We start from the raw sequence: 15570 nt of genomic DNA, 5'->3' as shown, positions 1-15570 counted from the left end.
ATGAACAAACAAACCTATAAAGAAATTTTAACCATTGCCTTTCCAGCCATGGGGGAAAACCTTCTCCAGATGTTAATGGGGGTAGTAGACTCTTATCTAGTAGCCAGTATTGGCATCGTAGCCTTGTCTGGAGTTTCCCTTGCTAATAATATTTTAGCCGTCTATCAGGCGGTTTTTATTGCCCTAGCAGCAGCGGTGTCTTCTCGTTTGGCTCAGGCTTTGGGTGAAGGGGGTTCAGAAGGCATTGGAGGAACTGCTAGTGAAAGTGTCAAGTTTACAGTTTTTACCGGTCTCCTTTTAGGAATTTTTTCAGTTCTGGCAGGTCCAATAGTACTTACTAGCTTGGGGGCAGAGTCAGAAGTGGTACAGGCTGGAGGTCTTTATTTGATATTGGTTGGTGGGGGAGCACCTTTTTTGGGACTTATGACAAGTTTGAGTGCAATCTTACGAACCTTGGGGGAACCACGTTTTCCTATGTATATCAGCCTGCTCTCAAATGTTCTAAATGCACTATTTTCAGCATTTGCAGTCTTTGTGCTTCATGCAGGTGTAGCTGGAGTTGCGATTGGCACGGTCTTATCGCGGTTGATTGGTTGTAGCCTGCTTTGGTCTCGCTTACCAATTTCTTTAAAACCATGGACCTGGTCCTTTGATAAAGAACTGCTTAGACTTGCCCTGCCAGCAACTGGTGAACGGTTGATGATGCGGGTGGGAGATGTGGTAGTCGTAGCTTTGATTACCAGCTTAGGAACAGCGACGGTAGCTGGAAATGCGATTGGAGAAACCCTGACGCAGTTTAACTATATGCCAGCTTTAGGGATTGCTACCGCTACAATCATCCTTACAGCAAAACACAGACAGGATAAGGCTATGGTTCGACATATTTTTCGAACAAGCTTTGGCCTTTCTTTGCTGTTTATGTTTTTGGTGGCTAGTATAACTTATTTTGCGGGGCCTTTCCTAATCGACCTTTATACTAAGGATATTCAAGCAGCACAAGCTAGTCAAACAGTATTATTTTATGCCATGTTGGGAGTTCCCTTTACAGCAGGCACTCTTATTATGACAGCTCTTTGGCAAGGTTTGGGAAATGCTAGATTACCCTTTTATGCCACAACTATCGGTATGTGGCTAGTGCGGATTGGCATAGCTTATTTACTTGTAACATTTTTTAAAATCGGTTTGTCAGCCATTTGGATTGCAACGATTTTAGATAATGCCTTCCGAGCAGGGGTGCTATTTTTTCAGTATAGGTATTCAAAACAAGAATCAATTTAAGATAAGGCTAAGAAAATTTTCAGTTTCTTTTAAGTTTGTAGCTATATACTATATTCAAGCTAGAAATAGCGAATTTCTTTTTCATATAATCTCCAGAGAACAGTCGACCGCGGTCGGCTGTTTTCGTGTTAAGTTTTAAGAAAATAAGTATGAGAAATTGCTTTAGAAAAATCTAAGAAATCTTTCAGTTTCGTTTAAGTTAGTAGCTATATACTATATTCAAGCTAGAAATAGCGAACAACTTTCTTTTTCATATAATCTCCTAGAGAACAGTCGACCGCGGTCGGCTGTTTTCGTGTGTTCTATTCTTATGTAAAAATGGTATAATAGTAGTGATTGTATAAGGAGAAAAGTATGTCGGTAGTAGGAAAAGCGAATGGAAAAATCATTTTGATGGGAGAGCATGCGGTGGTCTATGGGCAACCAGCAATTGCTATGCCTTTTTCTGCTGTTGAAATTATTGCTCAGGTAACTGCTCAAGGGGAAGCGCTGACTGTTGCTTGTGACTTCTATAAAGGCTTAGTGCACAAGATGCCAAAAATCTGGGAAAGCCTCAAGCATGCCATCCGCTTCTCGCTCTATCGTATTGGAGCACCGACAGACCCAGCTATTCATATCGAGATTAGTTCCACCATTCCTGCCGAGCGAGGTATGGGCTCCAGTGCTGCGGTGGCAGTAGCCGTTGCCCGCGCCCTCTTTGCCTACTATGAAAAAGAGCTGATAGACAGTGAGCTCTGGGACATTGTACAGTCTTCGGAAAAAATTGCCCACGGCAATCCCTCGGGCGTTGATGCGGCAACCACCAGTGGTAAGTCTCCCGTCTTTTTTATCAAGCACCAGCCCATCGAGCCCTTGGTGCTGAAACTCCACGCCCACTTGGTGGTGGCTGATACAGGCGTGACGGGAAATACCCTAGAAGCCATTTCAGACGTGGCTGATTTGTTGGAGAAAAAGCCAGAGGCTATCAAGCTAGTAGAAGAACTAGGCAACTTGACCCGACAGGCCAAGGAAGATTTAGCCACAGACCAGGCAGAGCTTCTAGGCAGCAGAATGAACCAAGCCCATGCCCTCCTGCAAGAATTAGGCGTGTCTGATCCTAGCCTAGATAAGCTAGTCAGCCTTGCCCAAGAAAATGGAGCCCTCGGAGCCAAATTAACCGGTGGTGGTCGTGGCGGTTGCATGATTGCCCTGGCAAGAACAGCCCAGGATGCCCAAAAACTTGCACACATCCTTTACCAAGCAGGTGCCCGCCAAACCTGGATACAGTACTTAGGAGAAACCAATGACTAAACAGACAGGCATTGCCCGTGCCCATACCAATATTGCCTTGATTAAATACTGGGGAAAACGAGATAAGGAATTATTCCTACCCATGAATTCCAGTTTATCCCTGACCCTTGACGCATTTTATACGGATACCAAGGTTGTTTTTGACCCAGAATTGACTGCCGATGAGTTCTATCTCAACGGAATGTTACAAAAAGAAAAAGAAATTTTAAAAATTTCTCGATTTTTGGATTTGTTTTGCGAATATATAGGTGAAAGGGCATTTGCCCGAGTGGAAAGTCTAAATTTTGTTCCGACTGCAGCTGGTTTGGCCAGCTCAGCATCAGCCTTCGCAGCCCTTGCACTTGCAACCGCAACTGCCTTGGATTTAGATTTATCACCAGCCACCCTATCAACCCTTGCTCGCAGGGGGTCTGGCTCTAGCACCCGTAGCCTATTCGGTGGATTTGTAGAGTGGGACATGGGAACTGGTTCGGAAGATTCTATGGCTCACCCCATTGACGATGCGGATTGGGATATCGGAATGGTCGTCTTGGCGGTCAATACCGGACCGAAAAAGATTGCCAGTCGAGAGGGGATGGACCATACGGTCGCGACTTCGCCTTTCTACTCAGCCTGGGTAGAAACCGCTAAGCAAGACTTGGTGGACATCAAGGCAGCTATTGCCAGCCGTGATTTTGAAAAACTTGGTCAAATCACAGAACACAATGGCATGAAAATGCATGCAACAACGCTCTCTGCCAATCCACCCTTTACCTACTGGTCAGCCGATAGCCTGGTGGCTCAAGAGGCAGTCCGTCAGGTTCGTGAAGCAACTGGCTTATCAGCCTACATGACCATGGATGCGGGACCAAATGTCAAGATCCTCTGCCGAGCAAGTCAGATGGATGAGCTAGTAGCTGAATTGTCCAAAGTCTTCCCAAGAGAGAAAATCATCACCAGCAAGCCTGGTCCTGCTGCCTACGTCCTCAGTGAGAAGGATTGGCAGACTTCGCAAGCAGCGTTTGAAAAGGGAATCTAGCATGAAAGTGCAAGTAAAGATACCAGGAAAACTCTTTCTAGCAGGGGAATATGCAGTTGTTGAGGCCGGTTATCCTGCTGTGATTGCGGCGGTTGACCAGTACCTGACTGTCACCATTGAAACAAGTGACCAAGGCAGTCTTCATTCTAGTCAAAAGGCAGACCTCTATCTGACCTGGGAGCGTAAGGAAAATGAGATTTTCATCCAAGATGGCCATCCCTATGCCCTGATTGAGACAGCCATGCAGGTGACAGAAGCCTATCTGAGGGCCAAGGGCTATGCTTGTCATGGAACCTATAGCCTATCTGTTCAGTCCGACCTAGATGACCAAGCCTCTGGTGCCAAGTATGGTCTGGGTTCCTCTGGTGCTGTAACGGTTGCGACAGTCAAGGCCCTGTTGACCTACTACGGTCATCAAGCGGATGCCCTTTTGACCTACAAGCTGGCAGCTCTGACCCAGACCAAGCTAGGTATGACGGGCTCCTTTGGGGATTTGGCGGCTTCCAGTTTCGGTGGCTTGATCGCCTATCATTCCCTGGACCGTTCCTGGCTTTTAGGGAAAATGGCAGAGCTGTCTCTGCTGGATCTGGTGGAAAGTGATTGGCAAGGTTTGTCTATCAGCCCTATTCAGTTACCTGAAGGCTTAGACCTCTTGGTGGGATGGACAGGATCGGCGGCTTCGACGGACAGGCTAGTTTCCCAGATGGAAGACCAAAAAAGTCAGGCTGAAAAAGAGCAAATTCATAGCCAGTTTCTAGCCGACTCCAAGACCTGTGTAGAACAGTTGATAGTAGCCTGTCAGACAAATGATTCAGTATCAGCTAGACAGGCTATTACTCAAAACCGCAAGCTCTTACAGGACTTTGCGAGAGGAATGGGTTTGGTCATTGAAACCCCTCAACTGAGTCAACTCTGTGACCTGGCTCAGACTTATGGAGCGGTGGCCAAGTCATCTGGTGCGGGTGGTGGTGACTGCGGCATTTGCTTGGTAGACAGTAGGGAACAAAAAGCAGCGATTGAGAAGGCTTGGCAAGAAGCCGGCATTCTTCCACTCCAACTAAAGATCACAAGTAGAGAATAAGGAGAACCCTATGTTTTATCTAGGAGAATTTGGTTTAGACCGCAAGGATCAACACGTTGGCTTGGCCAACCAGCAATACAGTGCCACACCGGCCAAGGACTTCACAGAAACCTTGTTTGTCCATCATTCCCTACCTCAGACCAAGGTGGATGAGGTGGATATTTCGACCAGTGTAGCTGGTTTGGACTTTGCCTTTCCTTTCTTTGTCAATGCTATGACCGGTGGAAGCAAGAAGACCCGCGAAATCAACCGTCTGTTGGGGATTATGGGGCATTTTGGGAAGATTGCTCTGGCTTCGGGTTCGGTTAGTGCGGCGATCAAGGATCCGTCTGTTGCTGAAACCTTCTCTGTTATGCGTCGGGAAAATCCTTATGGCATTATTTTTGCCAATCTAGGTGCCCATCATAGTGTTGAGAACGCCAAACGGGCGGTGGATTTGTTGGAGGCCAATGCCATCCAAATCCACGTCAATGCACCCCAGGAGATTGTCATGCCTGAGGGAGATCGTGATTTCACTATGTGGTTGAAGAATATTGAAACTTTGGTGCGGGAGCTGGAAGTGCCTGTCATTGTCAAGGAAGTTGGTTTTGGCATGAGCCGTGAAACAGTAGCCCAGCTGGCTTCTGTCGGTGTGCAAACTATTGATGTGTCTGGTACTGGGGGGACGGATTTCGCCAAGATTGAAAATGCCCGTCGGACTTTCAATGATTATGCCTATTTAGAAGGTTGGGGCCAGTCTACCGTGACTTCCTTGGTGGAGGCTATGTCTGTTCCTGAAGATATCCGTCCAAGTTTGATTGCTTCTGGTGGCATTAAAACGCCGCTAGATATTGTCAAATCATTGGCACTCGGTGCAGACCTTGTTGGAATGTCCAATCATTTCCTCCAGTATGTCAAGGATGGTAAGGGGCATCGTTTTGACGATGGCTTGCAGGCTATTAAAACCTTCCAATGGCAGATGGCTGAAATCATGACCATGCTGGGTGCTAAGAATATTGCAGACCTTCGCAAGAAAGATGTGGTCTTGGCTCCAAATGTCCAGAACTGGTGCGAGGCGCGTGGGATTGATTGGAAAGCCTATGCCCGTCGGTCGCAACAGCTGAAGTAATAATATTCGAAACAGGTAGAAAATGGAAAGATTTCTACCTTTTTTTGTATAATTATGATAAAATAAATGAAAATTTAGAAGAGGTATGTATATGAAGGCTATTGTTACAGTTGTCGGTAAGGACAAGTCAGGAATTGTTGCGGGTGTTGCGACTAAGATTGCGGAGTTGGGTTTGAATATTGATGATATTTCCCAGACAGTTTTGGATGAATATTTTACCATGATGGCAGTGGTATCATCAGATGAGAAGAAAGATTTCACTCAGTTGCGTTCGGAGTTGGATGCCTTTGGTCAGTCCATGAACGTGAAAATCAACATTCAAAGTGCAGCCATTTTTGATGCTATGCACAACTTGTAAGGAGAGGTTTCATGGATATTAGACAGGTTAGAGAAACCATTGAGATGATTGAGGAGCAGCACTTCGATATTCGGACCATTACCATGGGAATTTCCCTCTTGGACTGTATTGACTCGGATATAGATAAGGCTGCGCAGAAAGTGTATAACAAAATTGTCACCAAGGCCAAGAACTTGGTAGCGGTCGGCGATGAGATTGCGGCAGAGCTAGGTATTCCTATCGTTAACAAACGGGTGTCGGTGACGCCTATTGCCTTGATTGGTGCGGCGACAGATGCCACGGATTATCTGCCCTTGGCTCATGCCTTGGACAAGGCGGCTCATGAGATCGGTATCGATTTTATCGGCGGTTTTTCAGCTCTCGTTCAAAAGGGCTACCAAAAAGGAGATGAAATCCTCATCAACTCTATACCGCAGGCATTGGCCCAAACGACAAAAGTCTGCTCGTCAGTCAATATCGGCTCGACCAAGACGGGTATCAATATGACTGCTGTGCGGGACATGGGGCGGATCATCAAGGAGACGGCGGAAGCTTCTGATATGGGTGCGGCTAAACTTGTAGTCTTTGCCAATGCGGTTGAGGACAATCCTTTCATGGCGGGTGCCTTCCATGGTGTCGGTGAGGCGGATGTGGTCATCAACGTCGGCGTATCTGGGCCTGGTGTGGTCAAGCGTGCCCTTGAAAAAGTGCGTGGTGAGAGCTTTGATGTGGTGGCGGAGACCGTCAAGAAGACCGCCTTCAAGATTACCCGTATCGGTCAGTTGGTCGGCAATATGGTCAGTGAACGCCTGGGGGTCAAGTTCGGTATCGTGGACCTGTCCCTTGCTCCAACGCCAGCGGTTGGCGATTCAGTGGCACGGGTTTTGGAGGAAATGGGCTTAGAAACCGTTGGTACGCACGGAACGACTGCTGCCCTTGCTCTGCTCAATGACGCAGTCAAAAAGGGTGGGGTAATGGCTTGTAACCAGGTCGGCGGTTTGTCTGGTGCTTTTATCCCTGTATCTGAGGATGAGGGCATGATTGCGGCGGTGCAAAATGGCTCCCTTAACCTTGAAAAATTGGAAGCTATGACGGCCATCTGTTCTGTTGGTTTGGATATGATTGCTATTCCAGAAACAACGCCAGCTGAAACCATTGCTGCCATGATTGCGGATGAGGCAGCTATTGGCGTTATCAACCAGAAAACCACTGCGGTTCGTATTATTCCTCTTGGAAAAGAAGGGGACATGATCGAATTTGGTGGACTACTTGGAACAGCTCCTGTCATGAAGGTCAATCAGGCTTCGTCTGTGGACTTTATCAATCGTGGTGGACAAATTCCAGCACCGATTCATAGCTTTAAGAACTAAAAAACGTAGACCGATTGCCACAAGTAGTCGGTTTTTTGTTATACTAATAGTAAGAAATGACAAGGAGAAAAAGGAATGGCAGATGTAAGATTATATATTTCTCGTCACGGGAAAACCATGTTCAATACCATTGGGCGCGTGCAGGGCTGGTGTGATACGCCGCTGACCAAGGCTGGTGAGGAAGGAATTCGTGAACTGGGCTTGGGGCTAAAGGATGCGGGCCTTGATTTTAAGGTTGCGGTATCCAGTGATCTAGGACGGACTGTCCAGACCATTACCATTGCTCAGCGTGAGTTGGGGATTTTGGGAAAAATTCCTTATTACCAAGACAAGCGTATCCGTGAATGGTGTTTTGGTAGTTTTGAGGGCATGTATGATGCCGAACTTTTCCAAGGTGTCCTACCTCGTTTGAAAGGGACAGTTGATGCGACGGGTATGTCCTTTGCGGAAATCGCAGCAGGTATCCAAGAAGCAGACACCGCTGGCTGGGCAGAATCTTGGGAGGTCTTGAGCAATCGTATCTTAACAGGTTTTGAATCCATCGCCCAAGACTTGGAAAAACAAGGTGGAGGCAACGCCCTTGTGGTCAGCCACGGTATGACCATTGCAACCCTGGCTCATTTGTTAGAGCCAGAACGTGGGGCTAATATTTTCCTTGATAACGGTTCGATCACCGTCCTCAAATATGAAAATGGTAAGCTCTTGATTGAGTCGGTTGGGGATATGTCCTACCGCCAACGCGGAGCAGAATTGATTGCCCAAGGGGAATAAATGTGAAATGAAAACATGTATGTCATACGTTTTTTCTGATGTGTGACATACATGTTTTTTATATATGAAATCTAAGTTACATCATTTTAACTCTTTCCTGCTGAAAATAAAGTAACTCAGATAGAGATATAGTATAGCAGATATGAAGCTAACACCCATGGATAGCTGTGTAATATGTTCCCCCTGTTGAAGCGAAAGAAATAGAAAATAATCTGTTGGTAATGTCATATGGAGTAGGTTACTAGTAATAAGGTTGGTGACATTGTCAAAAAGAAGGCTAATTAAACTAAAGGCAAGATAGGCTTGATTGACTTTATTGGACTTGACAAATATCAGGATGGATAACAGAGAGATACAGATAAATAAAGGTGTTTGAGCAATGAAACTGTGTATTATCACTGCAACATCAACAGGGGCACCCAGAAGTAAGCCAATACTGCTACTCAATAAATAGGCTAGAAGGATATAAGCGAGATCTAGCACAAGGGTTGCTAAGACTTTATAGAAAAATACTCCTTTTCTTATTTGTTGCTTGATAATAATATGATTGATGGTACGGTAAGTAAAATCTTCTCCAAAGAATAGGTTTGTCGGGACGATAAAAAATAGTGTGATAAATTGAGAAAGCAATTGAATAAGAGAGCTAGTGAAGTCTTCGTTGCCATGCAACAAAAAAGCGGATAAAAAGGACAGTAAAGCCAATATTCCCAATGAAATCGTTAATCTCTGTTCTTTTTGAATCTTAAATAAATCAGCTTTAAAGTAATGTATCATGCTCTTCTCCTTCTTGAAGCAATGTCAGATAATAATCTTCAAATGACATTTGTTGTTTAAAAATTTCTTTGACCTCAATCTCATGGTTTATCAAGAGATGAATGAGGCTCATAACATTCGTATTTGATGGCAGACTGATATAATCCTTATCTATTTTGTAAGCGATGCCCTGCTCTTCAAGGATAGTAAAGGTCTTAGGATGGTTGTTCGTTTGTAGATAGAGCTGTTCTTCTAGGGTTTGTTCAAGCTCTTGCTTTGAGAATTCTTTGACGATAAGACCCTTATGCATGATAATGTAGCGATCAACCACCATCTCAAGCTCTGATAGGATATGACTGGAGATAAGGATGGTCATCCCATATTGATTTCGAAGATTTAAAATAATGCTTCTCATCTCTTTGATTCCAACAGGGTCAAGACCATTAATCGGTTCGTCTAGGATTAAAAAATCAGGGTCATCTAGGATAGCTAAGGCAATGGCTAAACGTTGACGCATTCCCAGTGAAAAATCTTTGGATTTTTTCTTAGGATCAACATCCTCTAAACCGACAATTGCTAATGTCTCTAAGATTTTTTCGTCCGCTTGCTTGAGATTTAATTGCAGAGCCATGTAACGAAGATTATCGATCGCAGATAAATTAGGTTGTAGAGCAGGGGATTCAATTAAAGCTCCAATACGACAATATTTTGAGCTAGTAATGGTACCTGAAGTTTGGGAAATGAGACCCGATAACATTCTGAGAAGCGTTGTCTTCCCAGCACCATTTTCACCGACTAAACCACAGATTTCTCCTTTATTAATCGTTAAAGAAACCTGATGAACTGCCTTTTGTTTTCCATATTGCTTTGATAATTGTTGGATAGATAAGAGGGTTCTGTTGCAAAGTTTTAAATCTACTATCAAATAAGGTAGAATAATAGAAAAAGATAGCAGGAGGAATGACGATGAATCATTTTAAAGGAAAGCAATTTCAGCAGGATGTGATTATTGTAGCCGTGGGCTACTATCTTCGTTATAACCTTAGCTATCGTGAAGTTCAAGAAATCTTATATGATCGTGGCATTAACGTTTCTCATACCACGATTTATCGTTGGGTGCAAGAATATGGCAAACGACTCTATCAAATTTGGAAAAAGAAAAATAAAAAATCCTTTTATTCATGGAAAATGGATGAAACGTACATCAAAATTAAAGGAAAATGGCATTATTTGTATCGAGCCATCGATGCAGATGGTTTAACCTTGGATATTTGGTTACGTAAAAAACGGGACACACAAGCAGCCTATGCTTTTCTTAAGCGGTTAGTGAAGCAGTTTGATGAACCGAAGGTTGTAGTCACAGATAAAGCCCCCTCTATTACAAGTGCCTTTAAGAAACTAAAAGAATACGGCTTTTATCAAGGGACAGAACATCGTACCATTAAATACCTGAATAATTTGATTGAACAAGACCATCGTCCAGTAAAGAGACGCAATAAATTCTATCGAAGTTTACGCACTGCCTCTACCACGATTAAAGGTATGGAAGCCATCCGAGGATTATATAAGAAAACCCGAAAAGAAGGCACTCTCTTCGGGTTTTCGGTCTGTACTGAAATCAAGGTATTATTGGGAATCCCAGCTTAAATCATAGATACCGTAAGGGATTTTATTCTTTATTTAAAACTTTGCAACAGAACCAGTTAAAACGTGTCTATGTTCCCATGACAGAAACAGCCTTCTATATTCTCTTTCATTTACAGAAAGAACGACATGGTTACGATATTACACAGAAGACTAAGGAAGTCACGGCAGGGCAAGTCGTGATTAGCCCTGGAACCATGTACGGCACCCTGTCGAAAATGGAAAAGGACGGCTTGATTCGGTTTGTCAGGGAAGAAGATAAGCGGAAGTTTTATCGGATAACAGAAACAGGTCGAGAAATCCTAGACATAGAATTGGCTCGGATTGAACGGCTCTATCGAAATAGCAAGGGAGAAAATGATGGAGACTAGGACAGAGTTCAAGGTATTTTTTATCACAGATTTCAGTCAGCAAGCAGACTATCTCAGTGAGATGCATCAGCAAGGGTGGAAACTAGTTAAGATTAGCTGGCTCTTGTTTTATCATTTTGAAAAATGCCTGCCAGAAGGGGTTGTGTATCAGGTTGATTTCAAGAAAGCAAAAAATAAAGATAGAGAAAACTATCTGCATATGTACGAGGAATATGGATGGGAGTTTGTCGTATCCTGCCAAAATTTCAATATTTTTAGGAAACCTGCGAAGATGGGAGAGCTTGAATTATATGGTGATAGAGAAAATAAAGTGGAGTTTGTGAAAACAATCTTCCAAAGACGCTATTTGCCATCTTTGGGACTGTACGGCATTCTACTGGGAACAAGTTTGCGTTCGCGTCCAGGTTTTATCTTAGGTATTTCTATCATTTATATTCCGCTTTTATTATTACTAGGCATCCGTTTTTATCGTATGGTAAAAGAGTAACTAGGTCCTCAGACTGATTTTTAGCACTCTAAGCAAAAGAGTGCTAATTTTTTGGTTTTTTCTCTTGACAATCCATTTTTTCGGCGTATAATGGGAGTATATAGGTTAGCACTCGACATCATAGAGTGCTAACGCTCTTCGAAAATCAACACTAACCGTTGTCAGCTTGCCTTTGTGAACCACAGTTCTACATTCGGCCTCGCTTCCTAGGCTACTGTCGATTTTCATTGAGCGTAACTAAAACAGTGTTCATGAAAGGAGCGGAGATGATTACCCAACGTCAAAATGATATTTTGAATCTGATTGTTGAATTGTTTACGCGCCATCATGAGCCAGTTGGTTCTAAGGCCTTGCAGGAGATGATTGCTTCTAGTTCAGCGACCATTCGTAATGATATGGCTAAGCTGGAGCAGTTGGGCTTGCTGGAAAAGGCCCACACATCAAGCGGACGGATGCCCAGTCGGGCTGGTTTTCAATACTTTGTCAACCACTCGCTTAACTTGGAACACATCAATGAAGAAGATGTTTATCAGGTAGTCAAGGCCTTCGATTTTGAAGCCTTCAAGCTGGAAGACATCTTGGAGCGAGCCAGTACAGTCCTAGCTGACTTGACAGGCTACACTTCGGTCATTTTAGATGTGGAGCCGACCAGTCAGCAGTTGACTTCCTTTGACATCGTGCAGCTCAGTAGCCACGATGCCTTGGCAGTTTTAACCCTGGACCAGTCCAAACCTGTTACCGTCCAGTTTGCCATTCCCAAGAACTTTTTGACCAGGGACTTGGAGGTGCTCAAACGCTTGGTGGATGAACGCTTCGTTGGACAGACGGTTTTGGCAATCCACTACAAGCTGCGGACGGAGATTCCCCAGGTGGTGCAGCGTTACTTTACCACGACGGACAATGTCTTGGATCTCATGGACTATATTTTTTCCAATCTCTTCCAAGAATCGGTCTTTATCAGTGGAAAAGTCGCTTCGCTGACCTATGGCAATCTCGCTACCTACCAACTCTTGGATAGTCCTCAGCTATTAGCCCCAGAATTGCGGCAGGGCTTGGCGCCAGACCAGCAGACCAGCATTGCAGTGGCGGAACATAGAGAACCTGCTCTTGCAGATGTGACGGTCATTCATCATCGCTTTCCAATCCCCTATCGGGGCATGGCCCAGATGAGTTTGCTTGGTCCTGTTGACATGAACTACCGCAGGCAGATGAGTTTGATCAACATCATTAGCCGCGTCCTATTTATGAAATTAACCGATTATTACCGATACTTAAGTAGTAATCATTATGAGGTCAATTAAGATGTGAGGGCGTGAAGGAAACGATTGAAAAATAGGAGATTGACGCGGTGTCATCAGACACAAGGAAATCTATCTTTTTTCTGAGTTTCTAGCTCGAACTCAATTTATTATTTGTCAAAGTAATAATAGAAAATGAAGAGGTGAACAACTTGTCAGAAGAAATCAAAAACGAAGAAATCGTAGAAGAGGTTGAAACAACAGAAGAAGTTGTGGAAACGCCTGAAAAGTCAGAATTGGACTTGGCAAATGAGCGTGCAGAGGAATTTGAAAACAAGTACCTTCGTGCCCATGCTGAAATGCAAAATATCCAACGCCGTGCCAACGAGGAACGCCAAACCATTCAACGTTACCGTTCGCAAGACTTGGCTAAGAAAATCTTGCCGAGCTTGGATAACTTGGAGCGTGCCCTTCAAGTCGAAGGTTTGACAGAAGATGTCAAAAAAGGCTTGGAAATGGTACAGGAAAGCTTGATTCAAGCTCTCAAAGAAGAAGGGGTAGAAGAAGTCGCAACAGATGTCTTTGACCCAAATCTCCACATGGCCATTCAAACCGTTCCAGCCACAGATGACTGTCCAGCAGAACACATCGCACAAGTCTTCCAAAAAGGCTACAAGTTGCATGAACGTCTGTTGAGACCGGCTATGGTAGTCGTATCTGAATAGTCGCTCTGCTATTTTCCAAAATAATAAAAAACTTGACCGAAAAGTCGTTAAACTATGAAATTGTAAACAAAGACAAGCCCTAGGTTTGTAGGCTGGCGAACATCGTGAGCCCATTTGATACTCTCCGCCGTGGCGCTAGATACGCAAAGTTTGAGACAATTGGCTCAAACTTTAGTCAAAGAGACCGCAAAAGCGGGCTCTGACGGCGACGCCACTTAAGGAGAGTATCACAAAAAGAAATAATAAAAAGAGGTATTTATAATGAGCAAAATTATCGGTATTGACTTAGGTACAACAAACTCAGCAGTTGCAGTTCTTGAAGGAACTGAATCAAAAATCATCGCAAACCCAGAAGGAAACCGCACAACACCGTCTGTTGTGTCTTTCAAAAATGGTGAAATCATCGTTGGTGACGCGGCAAAACGCCAAGCGGTAACTAACCCAGATACAATCATTTCTATCAAATCAAAAATGGGAACTTCTGAAAAAGTTTCAGCAAACGGTAAAGAATACACACCACAAGAAATCTCAGCTATGATTCTTCAATACTTGAAAGGCTACGCTGAAGAATACCTTGGTGAAAAAGTAACCAAAGCCGTTATCACTGTTCCTGCTTACTTCAACGATGCCCAACGTCAAGCAACAAAAGATGCTGGTAAAATCGCAGGTCTGGAAGTAGAACGTATCGTCAACGAGCCAACTGCAGCAGCCCTTGCTTACGGTTTGGATAAGACTGACAAAGACGAGAAAATCTTGGTATTCGACCTTGGTGGTGGTACTTTCGACGTATCTATCCTTGAACTTGGTGATGGTGTCTTTGACGTACTTGCAACAGCAGGTGACAACAAGCTCGGTGGTGACGACTTTGACCAAAAGATTATCGACCACATGGTAGCAGAATTCAAGAAAGAAAACGGCATCGACTTGTCAGCTGATAAGATGGCTCTTCAACGTTTGAAAGACGCGGCTGAAAAAGCGAAAAAAGACCTTTCAGGTGTAACGTCAACTCAAATCAGCTTGCCGTTCATCACTGCAGGTGCAGCAGGTCCGCTTCACTTGGAAATGACATTGACACGTGCCAAATTCGACGAATTGACTTACGACCTTGTAGAACGTACAAAAGTTCCTGTTCGTCAAGCTCTTTCAGATGCAGGACTTAGCTTGTCAGAAATTGACGAAGTCATCCTTGTTGGTGGTTCAACTCGTATCCCAGCCGTTGTAGAAGCTGTAAAAGCTGAAACTGGTAAAGAGCCAAACAAATCTGTAAACCCTGACGAAGTGGTTGCTATGGGCGCGGCAATACAAGGTGGTGTCATCACTGGTGATGTCAAAGACGTTGTTCTTCTTGATGTAACGCCATTGTCACTTGGTATCGAAACAATGGGTGGTGTATTTACAAAACTCATCGACCGCAACACTACCATCCCAACTTCTAAATCACAAGTCTTCTCAACTGCAGCAGACAACCAGCCAGCCGTTGACATCCATGTGCTTCAAGGTGAGCGTCCAATGGCAGCGGATAACAAGACTCTTGGTCGCTTCCAGTTGACAGATATTCCTGCAGCACCTCGTGGTATTCCACAAATCGAAGTAACATTTGACATTGACAAGAACGGTATCGTTTCTGTAAAAGCCAAAGACCTTGGTACGCAAAAAGAGCAAACTATTGTTATCCAATCTAACTCAGGTTTGACAGATGAAGAAATCGACCGCATGATGAAAGATGCAGAAGCAAACGCTGAAGCAGATAAGAAACGTAAGGAAGAAGTGGACCTTCGCAACGACGTTGACCAAGCCATCTTTGCGACTGAGAAAACGCTGAAAGAAACTGAAGGCAAAGGCTTCGACGCAGAACGCGACCAAGCCCAAGCAGCTCTTGACGAGTTGAAAGCAGCTCAAGAAGCAAACAACTTGGACGACATGAAGGCTAAACTTGAAAACCTCAACGAAAAAGCCCAAGCCCTTGCAGTGAAACTCTACGAGCAAGCCGCAGCAGCACAACAAGCAGCCACAGGGCAAGAAGGTGCCCAAACAGCTGGCAACGCAGGCGATGATGTGGTAGACGGCGAGTTTACTGAAAAGTAAAATAGTCCTGTGGA

General features: G+C 44.3%; 16 protein-coding genes. 14 read left to right on the top strand and 2 right to left on the bottom strand.

Translation table 11 applies throughout. The features are described 5' to 3' along the window. The 8 genes from ODU50_RS07675 (at window position 1) to ODU50_RS07640 (ending at window position 8253) form a co-directional block, all read left to right on the top strand. Window positions 1-1278 carry an MATE family efflux transporter gene (locus ODU50_RS07675; RefSeq protein WP_105153391.1) on the top strand — a complete coding sequence of 426 codons (1278 nt, stop codon included), beginning with the start codon at window positions 1-3 and terminating at the stop codon, window positions 1276-1278. 354 nt (window positions 1279-1632) lie between these two features. After that, a complete protein-coding gene (gene mvk, locus ODU50_RS07670) occupies window positions 1633-2568 on the top strand; it encodes a mevalonate kinase (protein ID WP_398581391.1) in 936 nt (311 codons plus the stop codon). Next, on the top strand, window positions 2561-3586 hold the full coding sequence (gene mvaD, locus ODU50_RS07665; RefSeq protein ID WP_398581390.1) for a diphosphomevalonate decarboxylase: 1026 nt from the start codon (window positions 2561-2563) through the stop codon (window positions 3584-3586). The genes mvk and mvaD overlap by 8 nt, the downstream gene beginning before the upstream one ends. A 1-nt stretch (window position 3587) precedes the next feature. Then, on the top strand, window positions 3588-4667 hold the full coding sequence (locus ODU50_RS07660; RefSeq protein WP_398581389.1) for a phosphomevalonate kinase: 1080 nt from the start codon (window positions 3588-3590) through the stop codon (window positions 4665-4667). A gap of 10 nt (window positions 4668-4677) precedes the next feature. Then, window positions 4678-5775 (top strand): type 2 isopentenyl-diphosphate Delta-isomerase, encoded by a 1098-nt coding sequence (fni, locus tag ODU50_RS07655; RefSeq protein ID WP_398581388.1) that lies wholly within the window; start codon window positions 4678-4680, stop codon window positions 5773-5775. Between the two features lie 91 nt (window positions 5776-5866). After that, on the top strand, window positions 5867-6133 hold the full coding sequence (locus ODU50_RS07650; RefSeq protein WP_172080815.1) for an ACT domain-containing protein: 267 nt from the start codon (window positions 5867-5869) through the stop codon (window positions 6131-6133). 11 nt (window positions 6134-6144) lie between these two features. Further along, on the top strand, window positions 6145-7482 hold the full coding sequence (locus ODU50_RS07645) for a PFL family protein (protein ID WP_398581387.1): 1338 nt from the start codon (window positions 6145-6147) through the stop codon (window positions 7480-7482). A gap of 75 nt (window positions 7483-7557) precedes the next feature. Next, on the top strand, window positions 7558-8253 hold the full coding sequence (locus ODU50_RS07640; RefSeq protein WP_398581386.1) for a histidine phosphatase family protein: 696 nt from the start codon (window positions 7558-7560) through the stop codon (window positions 8251-8253). An 81-nt stretch (window positions 8254-8334) separates the two neighbouring features. Here ODU50_RS07640 and ODU50_RS07635 read toward each other — a convergent pair whose 3' ends face one another. Then, window positions 8335-9027, bottom strand: a complete 693-nt coding sequence (locus tag ODU50_RS07635) for an ABC transporter permease (protein ID WP_105118423.1) — start codon at window positions 9025-9027, stop codon at window positions 8335-8337. Then, entirely contained in the window at window positions 9011-9931 is a 921-nt protein-coding gene (locus ODU50_RS07630; RefSeq protein ID WP_398581385.1) for an ATP-binding cassette domain-containing protein, read from the bottom strand. The genes ODU50_RS07635 and ODU50_RS07630 overlap by 17 nt, the downstream gene beginning before the upstream one ends. A 41-nt stretch (window positions 9932-9972) precedes the next feature. Here ODU50_RS07630 and ODU50_RS07625 point away from each other — a divergent pair, with 41 nt between their 5' ends. The 6 genes from ODU50_RS07625 to dnaK all read left to right on the top strand — a co-directional run bounded on the left by ODU50_RS07625 (window position 9973) and on the right by dnaK (window position 15556). Continuing rightward, a complete protein-coding gene (locus tag ODU50_RS07625; RefSeq protein WP_014293938.1) occupies window positions 9973-10653 on the top strand; it encodes an IS6-like element IS1216 family transposase in 681 nt (226 codons plus the stop codon). Between the two features lie 77 nt (window positions 10654-10730). Next, on the top strand, window positions 10731-11021 hold the full coding sequence (locus ODU50_RS07620; protein ID WP_050573140.1) for a PadR family transcriptional regulator: 291 nt from the start codon (window positions 10731-10733) through the stop codon (window positions 11019-11021). Continuing rightward, the gene (locus tag ODU50_RS07615) at window positions 11011-11508 is read left to right on the top strand and encodes a DUF2812 domain-containing protein (RefSeq protein WP_029175623.1); all 498 of its coding nucleotides are present in this window, start codon (window positions 11011-11013) and stop codon (window positions 11506-11508) included. Before ODU50_RS07620 ends, ODU50_RS07615 begins: the two co-directional genes overlap by 11 nt. Before the next feature lie 266 nt (window positions 11509-11774). Next, complete coding sequence (gene hrcA / locus ODU50_RS07610; protein WP_398581384.1) at window positions 11775-12809, top strand: heat-inducible transcriptional repressor HrcA; 1035 nt, start codon at window positions 11775-11777, stop codon at window positions 12807-12809. A gap of 140 nt (window positions 12810-12949) precedes the next feature. Further along, window positions 12950-13471: a nucleotide exchange factor GrpE gene (grpE, locus tag ODU50_RS07605; RefSeq protein ID WP_256527794.1), complete on the top strand. Its 522-nt coding sequence runs from the start codon at window positions 12950-12952 to the stop codon at window positions 13469-13471. Window positions 13472-13732: 261 nt separating this feature from the next. Beyond that, window positions 13733-15556, top strand: a complete 1824-nt coding sequence (gene dnaK, locus ODU50_RS07600) for a molecular chaperone DnaK (RefSeq protein WP_105153374.1) — start codon at window positions 13733-13735, stop codon at window positions 15554-15556. Window positions 15557-15570: the final 14 nt, after the last annotated feature.

The sequence above is a fragment of the Streptococcus sp. 2020WUSS084 genome (assembly GCF_044427445.1).
Taxonomy (GTDB): Bacteria; Bacillota; Bacilli; order Lactobacillales; family Streptococcaceae; genus Streptococcus; species Streptococcus suis.
The sequence above is the reverse complement of the archived record's forward strand: the minus strand, read 5'-3'. Positions and strand labels throughout refer to the sequence as shown.

Excerpts from the sequence above, each read along its gene's own strand:
- ODU50_RS07675 (WP_105153391.1), top strand. The coding sequence starts at position 1 with ATGAACAAACAAACCTATAAAGAAATTTTAACCATTGCCTTTCCAGCC.
- ODU50_RS07645 (WP_398581387.1), top strand. The coding sequence starts at position 6,145 with ATGGATATTAGACAGGTTAGAGAAACCATTGAGATGATTGAGGAGCAG.
- ODU50_RS07615 (WP_029175623.1), top strand. The coding sequence starts at position 11,011 with ATGGAGACTAGGACAGAGTTCAAGGTATTTTTTATCACAGATTTCAGT.
- hrcA (WP_398581384.1), top strand. The coding sequence starts at position 11,775 with ATGATTACCCAACGTCAAAATGATATTTTGAATCTGATTGTTGAATTG.
- ODU50_RS07625 (WP_014293938.1), top strand. The coding sequence starts at position 9,973 with ATGAATCATTTTAAAGGAAAGCAATTTCAGCAGGATGTGATTATTGTA.
- mvk (WP_398581391.1), top strand. The coding sequence starts at position 1,633 with ATGTCGGTAGTAGGAAAAGCGAATGGAAAAATCATTTTGATGGGAGAG.
- ODU50_RS07635 (WP_105118423.1), bottom strand. The coding sequence starts at position 9,027 with ATGATACATTACTTTAAAGCTGATTTATTTAAGATTCAAAAAGAACAG.
- ODU50_RS07650 (WP_172080815.1), top strand. The coding sequence starts at position 5,867 with ATGAAGGCTATTGTTACAGTTGTCGGTAAGGACAAGTCAGGAATTGTT.
- dnaK (WP_105153374.1), top strand. The coding sequence starts at position 13,733 with ATGAGCAAAATTATCGGTATTGACTTAGGTACAACAAACTCAGCAGTT.
- mvaD (WP_398581390.1), top strand. The coding sequence starts at position 2,561 with ATGACTAAACAGACAGGCATTGCCCGTGCCCATACCAATATTGCCTTG.
- ODU50_RS07620 (WP_050573140.1), top strand. The coding sequence starts at position 10,731 with ATGACAGAAACAGCCTTCTATATTCTCTTTCATTTACAGAAAGAACGA.
- fni (WP_398581388.1), top strand. The coding sequence starts at position 4,678 with ATGTTTTATCTAGGAGAATTTGGTTTAGACCGCAAGGATCAACACGTT.
- ODU50_RS07660 (WP_398581389.1), top strand. The coding sequence starts at position 3,588 with ATGAAAGTGCAAGTAAAGATACCAGGAAAACTCTTTCTAGCAGGGGAA.
- ODU50_RS07640 (WP_398581386.1), top strand. The coding sequence starts at position 7,558 with ATGGCAGATGTAAGATTATATATTTCTCGTCACGGGAAAACCATGTTC.